The organism is Thiococcus pfennigii (assembly GCF_016583835.1).
In the GTDB taxonomy this organism is placed as follows: domain Bacteria; phylum Pseudomonadota; class Gammaproteobacteria; order Chromatiales; family Chromatiaceae; genus Thiococcus; species Thiococcus pfennigii.
Genome location: NZ_NRRW01000045.1, coordinates 21822 through 27988, shown reverse-complemented (window position 1 = coordinate 27988; position 6167 = coordinate 21822). Strand labels below are relative to the sequence as shown.

The window sequence follows — 6167 nt, the reverse complement described above, 5'->3', positions numbered from 1 at the left end:
TGAAAGCAATTCACATCGCCCCCCCGTATTCCTCGCTGACGGCCTCGATCCGAATGAAAAGCCGCCGCCGGGGCGGCATGAGGCCAGCGGTTTTTTTGAATTCAACGGGGTTTTCTTCCAGGCACTACAGTACATTCGCAGCGCGACGCCGAGGGCCGCCATGCCCAGTACCAAGACCGCTACGCTGACCTTCCGCATCGACCCCGCGCTGAAGGAGGCGCTGCGCACCGCCGCCCAGCAGGAGCACCGCTCCATCGCCAACATGGTCGAGGTGCTGATCCGGGACCACTGCGGGCGTCATGGCATCCCCATCGAACCGCCAACATCGAAGACCGGGGCGGGAGAGCAGTGAGCAAGCATCAGAACGAAGACCGCATGGCGCCGACCGTGGCCGAAGTCAGAAACAAGGACAACCGCCGTTGAATGCACAGACGCACGAAGAGCTGAAAGGGAAGATCTGGGAGATCGCGAACCGGCTCCGGGGTCCGTATCGGCCGCCTCAGTACCGCCTGGTGATGCTTCCCATGGTCGTCCTGCGCCGGCTCGACTGCGTCCTGGAGCCGACCAAGGATGCCGTGCTGAGGCAGCGGGAGAAGCTGGAGGCCCAGCAGATGCCCGAGGCGGCCATGGATCGCCTGCTCGGCAAGGCCGCCGATCCGAACCGCAAGCATCCGCTCTACAACACGAGCCCCTACACCTTCGAGCGCCTGCTCGGCGACGCGGAGAACATCGCGCCGAATCTGGTCGCCTACATCAACGGCTTCTCGCCGACCGCCCGGAGCATCTTCGAGCGCTTCAAGTTCGCCGATCAGATCGAGAAGCTGGACGCCAGCAACCGGCTCTTCACCCTCGTCAAGGGCCTGGCCTCCGTCGATCTCCATCCCGACCGCATCGACAACCTCCAGATGGGCTACCTGTTCGAGCATCTGGTGATGCGCTTCAACGAGCAGGCCAACGAGGAGGCCGGCGATCACTTCACCCCGCGCGAGGTCATCCGCCTGATGGCGAACCTCATCTACACCGGCGAGCAGGACGTCTACAAACCCGGCATCTACCGCACCATCTACGATCCCGCCTGCGGCACCGGCGGCATGCTCTCCGAATCCGAGAAGCTGATCCTCTCCCAGAACGCGCGCGCCCAACTCGCCCTGCACGGCCAGGAGTACAACGACGAGTCCTGGGCCATCTGCTGCTCGGACATGCTCATCAAGGACGAGGACACCAGCAGCATCGTGCTCGGCGATACCCTGGGCGACGGCAGGACCCGCGATGGATTCCAGGGCAAACGCTTCCACTACATGCTCGCCAACCCGCCCTTCGGCGTCGAGTGGAAGGACCAGAAGACCCAGGTCGAGAACGAGCACAAGACCCTGGGGCTGGCGGGCCGCTTCGGCGCCGGCCTGCCGGCCATCAACGACGGCTCGCTGCTGTTCCTCCAGCACATGATCGCCAAGATGCACCCCCATGCCGACGGAGACGAGGATCAACCGGGCTCCAAGATCGCCATCGTCTTCAACGGCTCGCCGCTCTTCTCCGGCGACGCCGGCTCCGGCCCCTCCAACATCCGCCGCTGGATCATCGAGAACGACTGGCTCGACGCCATCGTCGCCCTGCCGGACCAGCTCTTCTACAACACCGGCATCTTCACCTACGTCTGGCTGGTCACGAACCGCAAGCCGCCCGAGCGGCGCGGCAAGGTGCAGCTCATCGACGGCACCCGGTTCTTCCAGAAGATGAAGAAGAGCCTCAACAACAAGCGCAACGAGATCAGCGAGGAGCAGATCCGCTTCCTCACCCGCGTCTACGGCAACTACCGGGACGGCGAGACCGCGGAGGTCCAGATCAATGGGCAGACCGAGACTCGCGTCATCTCGCGCATCTTCGAGAACCGGGAATTCGGCTTCCTCAAGGTCACGGTCGAGCGCCCCTTGCGCATGCACTTCGAGGCGACCCCGGAGCGCATCGCCAGGCTCGACGAGCAGACCGCCTTCGCCAATCTCGCCGTCTCGAAGAAGCGCAAGGACCAGGCCCAGGTCGAGCGCGAGGAGGCGGCAGGCCGCAAGCAACAGGACGCCATCCGCGACCTGCTCGCGACCCTCGAAGGCAACGGCCGCTACAGGGACCGCGCCGCCTTCGATGCCGACCTGACACGGGCCGTGAAGCGCGCCGGCCTCAAGCTCCCGGCCCCGCTCAAGAAGGCCATCTTGGCCGCCCTCGGCGAGCGCGACCCGGACGCCGAGATCTGCCGCGACGGCAAGGGGCGCCCAGAGCCCGACAGCGAGCTGCGCGACACCGAGAACATCCCGCTCCCGCCCGGCACCGCGCTGCCCCTGCCCATGGACTTCGGCCCGGACAAACCCAACGACCGGCTGATCGCGGCCTTTCGCGATGAGATCGACGCCTACATCGCGCGCGAGGTGCTGCCCCATGTGCCGGATGCCTGGGTGGACTACGACAAGACCAAGGTCGGCTACGAGATCCCGATCAACCGGCATTTCTACGTCTACAAGCCGCCGCGCCCGCTCGATGAGATCGAGGCGGACATCGCCCGGCTCGAAGGGGAGATCGCCGGGCTGCTGAAGGGGCTCGTCGCATGAGTGGGCTGTGGGGTGGGCGAGCGAGAAACCTCGCGCTCGCACGACGGATCCGTTCTGATCCGCCGGCGTCGCCTGCGCCGATGGCACGGCCCGTAGGTCGGGTTAGGCGCGCTGGCACGGCGGTCCGGGTAAGACAAAGGATGGCACGCGCCGTAACCCGACAGGGGCCTCGGAGGGCGCCACGGTGTCGGCCGTCGGGTTACGCCCCCGCGGGGGGCTAACCCGACCTACGGGCCTCATCCTCTCTACAGCCTGATTGTTTAGTATCAATAGCGCAACTACACTGCCCCAATGGGTCGCCTTGATAAGATCCGACAGGAAGCGCAAGCAAACCCCGCGAATCTGCGGTTCGCGGATCTCCGCAAGCTGTGCGAGCCCTACTTTGGCACCCCGTGTCAGTTCGGCAGCCATCTTGTCTTCAAGACACGCACGCCGGGCGACCCCAGGGTCAACATCCAAGATCGCGGCGGACAGGCGAAGGCGTACCAGGTTAAGCAGGTCCTCGCCGCAATCGATAGGCTCGAGAATGGTTGATCCAAAGCACTACACCTATCGCGTCATCTGGTCTGCCGAGGACGGTGAGTTCGTCGGTCTGTGCGCCGAATTCCCGAGCCTGTCACATCTGGACGAAAGTCAGGCCGGCGCTCTGGAAGGTATCACCGGCTTGGTTGCCGATGTCGTTGTAGAGATGCAAGCGACGGGTGAAACGCCGCCCGTACCCATCGCCGACCGCGAGTACTCGGGACGATTCCAGGTGCGGATCACTCCGGAACTACATCGACGACTCGCCATTCGTGCCGCCGAGGCGAATGTCAGCCTGAACCGGATCGTGAGCGACCAGCTTGCGAAGCCTTAACTCCGCGGCGCGGCTCGAGTGAGCCTGGTCCAGACGGTAGAAAGAAGGAACAAGTCTCTGCAAATGGGAAATCGCTGTGTCGCTGAATATCAAGAGTCCTGAGGCCGATGCGCTGGTTGCCAAACTGACCCGCCTGACCGGCGAATCCAAGACGACAGCGGTGATTGTCGCACTGCGTGAGCGTCTCGAGCGCGCGCGCCGGGACCGAGAGCGCCAAAGCCTATCGAACGATCTCCTGGCGATCGGGAAGCTTGCGCCGGAGCAGGTGGACCGGGAAACCAAGGCCCTGGCGCCGACGGCCGCCTAGCAATGTTGAAGCCACGTTGTAGTTGCATCTGGCGCCCGCGCTCCAGCGTGGGTGCAAGTCCGGACGCTCCAGCGTCAAGTCAGATCCTGGCGACGCAAAAGCGTCTGGCCAACATGAGCGGGAAAAACCGGGCCGGCTACGAGATCCCGATCAACCGGCATTTCTACGTCTACAAGCCGCCGCGCCCGCTCGATGAGATCGAGGCGGACATCGCCCGGCTCGAGGGGGAGACTATGCGGCTGCTGAGGGGTTTGGCGGCGTGACGACAGTCGCAGAGAAGGCCTTTCCCGCGTATGGCAATTTGCCGAAAAGTTGGACGCGCCGCCGTCTTCGATTCGATGTGCATCTGAACCCCAAGAAGTCTTCCCTGGACATGGAACCTGGCGAACTCGTCTCGTTCGTCCCGATGGACGCTGTCGGCGAGTACGGAGGTCTCAAGCTAGAGGAGGTGCGAGAACTGCAGGAGGTCTACAACGGCTACACATACTTCGCGGACGGCGACCTATGTATCGCGAAGATCACGCCCTGCTTCGAAAATGGAAAGGGTGCCCTCGCCGAGGGGCTCACCAACGGGGTCGCCTTCGGGACGACCGAGCTGCACGTTGTCCGGGCAGGGCCGAGCATAGACCGGCGCTTCCTGTTCTATGTGTCGATCGCAGATGATTTTAGAAAGCTTGGCGAGTCGGAGATGTACGGAGCTGGGGGGCAGAAGCGAATCGATGAGAGCTTCATAAAGGATTGGATGCCGCCGCTGCCCCCGCTCGACACGCAACGGCGGATTGCGCGGTTTCTGGATGAGAAGACGGCGCGGATCGACGCGCTGATCGAGAAGAAGCGTGCGCTGCTGGACCGGCTGGCCGAGAAGCGCCAGGCCCTCATCACCCGCGCCGTCACCAAGGGCCTCAATCCCGACGCCCCCCTGAAACCCTCCGGCATCGACTGGCTTGGCGACATCCCGGCGCATTGGGAAAAGGGCAACATACGTCGCTTCGCTCAGATGAAAACAGGACACACCCCTTCGCGCTCCAAACCAGACTATTGGGACGAATGCACCATCCCGTGGTTCACGCTCGCTGACGTTTGGCAATTGCGGGATGGGACCCGCTGGTATCTGGAAGAGACAGCCGAAAAGATTAGTGAAATGGGTCTCGCCAACTCGGCAGCGGAACTGCTCCCGGCCGGAACAGTGGTTTTCTCTCGCACTGCCTCGATTGGCTTTTCTGGGATCATGCCGCAGCCGATGGCTACCACGCAGGACTTCTGGAACTGGGTATGCGGCCCCAAGCTGACTTCCGAGTATCTTCTCCTCTTGTTCAGGAGTATGAGGCAAAAGTTTGAGGAGAGCACAAGCGGCTCAACCCATAAGACGATCTATCAGGGGATCGCAGCGGGTCTTGAAATCTGTGTAGCACCGATTGAAGAACAGAGGGAAATAGCATCCTTCGTCTTCGAGCGAGCCGCTGCGACCGATGCGGCCGCGAAGCAGATCCGTAGCTCGATCGATATGCTTTCGGAATATCGCGCCGCGCTGATCACCGCCGCCGTCACCGGCCAGATCGCGGAACTGCGCTGACTGCGCCCATGGCCATCGCACGCAACCAACCTCGCGTCCTGATCATCGCCGGATCCAATGGCACCGGTAAGACCACCTTCGCGCGCGAATTCCTGCCTGTCGAAGCCGATTGCCCTGAGTTCGTGAACGCCGACCTGATCGCTGCGGGTTTGAGTCCGTTCAAGCCGGAAGCCGCCGCCTATCGCGCCGGGCGATTGATGCTCGAGGAAATCGATCGGTTGGCGGCCGGTGGCCTGAGGGCCGTAGGATGCGGTGAGCTTGCGAACCGCATCGTTCGCGATTGATGCGGTTCCTAATCGTCACCGCATCCTACGAGGCTCGGGACGCTTGAGCGTCCAACGGGTATTCCGAGGCTTGAGCATGACAACGAGAGGGCAAACTGGTAATTCAGCGCAAGCTGTTGTTTCGGCGCGGCTCTTCGACTAGATTTGCCGTCAATGACAGCAATCGAGAGGCAGCCGGCATGGCGACCCTGATGGTCCGCAATCTGCCGGACCATGTGCACCGGGCACTGCGGCTGTGCGCCGCCGAGCATGGCCGCAGCACCGAGGGGGAGGTCTGCGCCATACTGGCCGAGAGGCGGTCAAGGCTCCCGGCCCGCAACGGCTGGGGGATGCGCTGTCCGCCCTTGGCCGTGAGGTCGCCTTGTCGGACGCGGATCTGACCGCGATGGACGAGGCGCGGCAGCGGACGCTGGCGGTGCCGGTAGACCTGGTGTTTTCGGGGTGATGATGCGCAATGAGACTTCCGAGCGAGAAGACGATTTCCAAGCCGCTTTGACGGCCATGCGACGTGCCGCCGAGCGCGCGCGTCAACGGGCCCGAGCCACTACCG

General features: G+C 63.4%; 8 protein-coding genes. All 8 read left to right on the top strand.

Annotated features, from left to right (window positions below; translation table 11 throughout):
* Positions 1-352, top strand: a 352-nt coding sequence (locus CKO41_RS19175) for a type II toxin-antitoxin system antitoxin (RefSeq protein WP_420826481.1), incomplete at its 5' end; no start/stop codon positions are given.
* A 67-nt stretch (positions 353-419) separates the two neighbouring features.
* On the top strand, positions 420-2597 hold the full coding sequence (locus tag CKO41_RS13545) for a type I restriction-modification system subunit M (RefSeq protein WP_200382690.1): 2178 nt from the start codon (positions 420-422) through the stop codon (positions 2595-2597).
* Positions 2598-3123: 526 nt separating this feature from the next.
* The gene (locus CKO41_RS13540) at positions 3124-3453 is read left to right on the top strand and encodes a type II toxin-antitoxin system HicB family antitoxin (RefSeq protein ID WP_200248682.1); all 330 of its coding nucleotides are present in this window, start codon (positions 3124-3126) and stop codon (positions 3451-3453) included.
* Positions 3454-3529: 76 nt separating this feature from the next.
* Positions 3530-3760 carry a type II toxin-antitoxin system VapB family antitoxin gene (locus tag CKO41_RS13535; RefSeq protein WP_200382689.1) on the top strand — a complete coding sequence of 77 codons (231 nt, stop codon included), beginning with the start codon at positions 3530-3532 and terminating at the stop codon, positions 3758-3760.
* Positions 3761-3873: 113 nt separating this feature from the next.
* Positions 3874-4023 carry a hypothetical protein gene (locus CKO41_RS13530; RefSeq protein WP_200382687.1) on the top strand — a complete coding sequence of 50 codons (150 nt, stop codon included), beginning with the start codon at positions 3874-3876 and terminating at the stop codon, positions 4021-4023.
* Entirely contained in the window at positions 4020-5333 is a 1314-nt protein-coding gene (locus CKO41_RS13525; RefSeq protein ID WP_200382685.1) for a restriction endonuclease subunit S, read from the top strand. The genes CKO41_RS13530 and CKO41_RS13525 overlap by 4 nt, the downstream gene beginning before the upstream one ends.
* An 8-nt stretch (positions 5334-5341) precedes the next feature.
* Complete coding sequence (locus CKO41_RS13520) at positions 5342-5617, top strand: hypothetical protein (RefSeq protein ID WP_420826480.1); 276 nt, start codon at positions 5342-5344, stop codon at positions 5615-5617.
* Between the two features lie 179 nt (positions 5618-5796).
* Positions 5797-5997 (top strand): FitA-like ribbon-helix-helix domain-containing protein, encoded by a 201-nt coding sequence (locus CKO41_RS19170; RefSeq protein ID WP_420826479.1) that lies wholly within the window; start codon positions 5797-5799, stop codon positions 5995-5997.
* Positions 5998-6167 lie beyond the last annotated feature (170 nt).

Bases quoted from the DNA above. Each gene is read 5' to 3' on its own strand.
- CKO41_RS13530 (WP_200382687.1), top strand. From the start codon at position 3,874: ATGAGCGGGAAAAACCGGGCCGGCTACGAGATCCCGATCAACCGGCAT.
- CKO41_RS19170 (WP_420826479.1), top strand. From the start codon at position 5,797: ATGGCGACCCTGATGGTCCGCAATCTGCCGGACCATGTGCACCGGGCA.
- CKO41_RS13520 (WP_420826480.1), top strand. From the start codon at position 5,342: ATGGCCATCGCACGCAACCAACCTCGCGTCCTGATCATCGCCGGATCC.
- CKO41_RS13540 (WP_200248682.1), top strand. From the start codon at position 3,124: ATGGTTGATCCAAAGCACTACACCTATCGCGTCATCTGGTCTGCCGAG.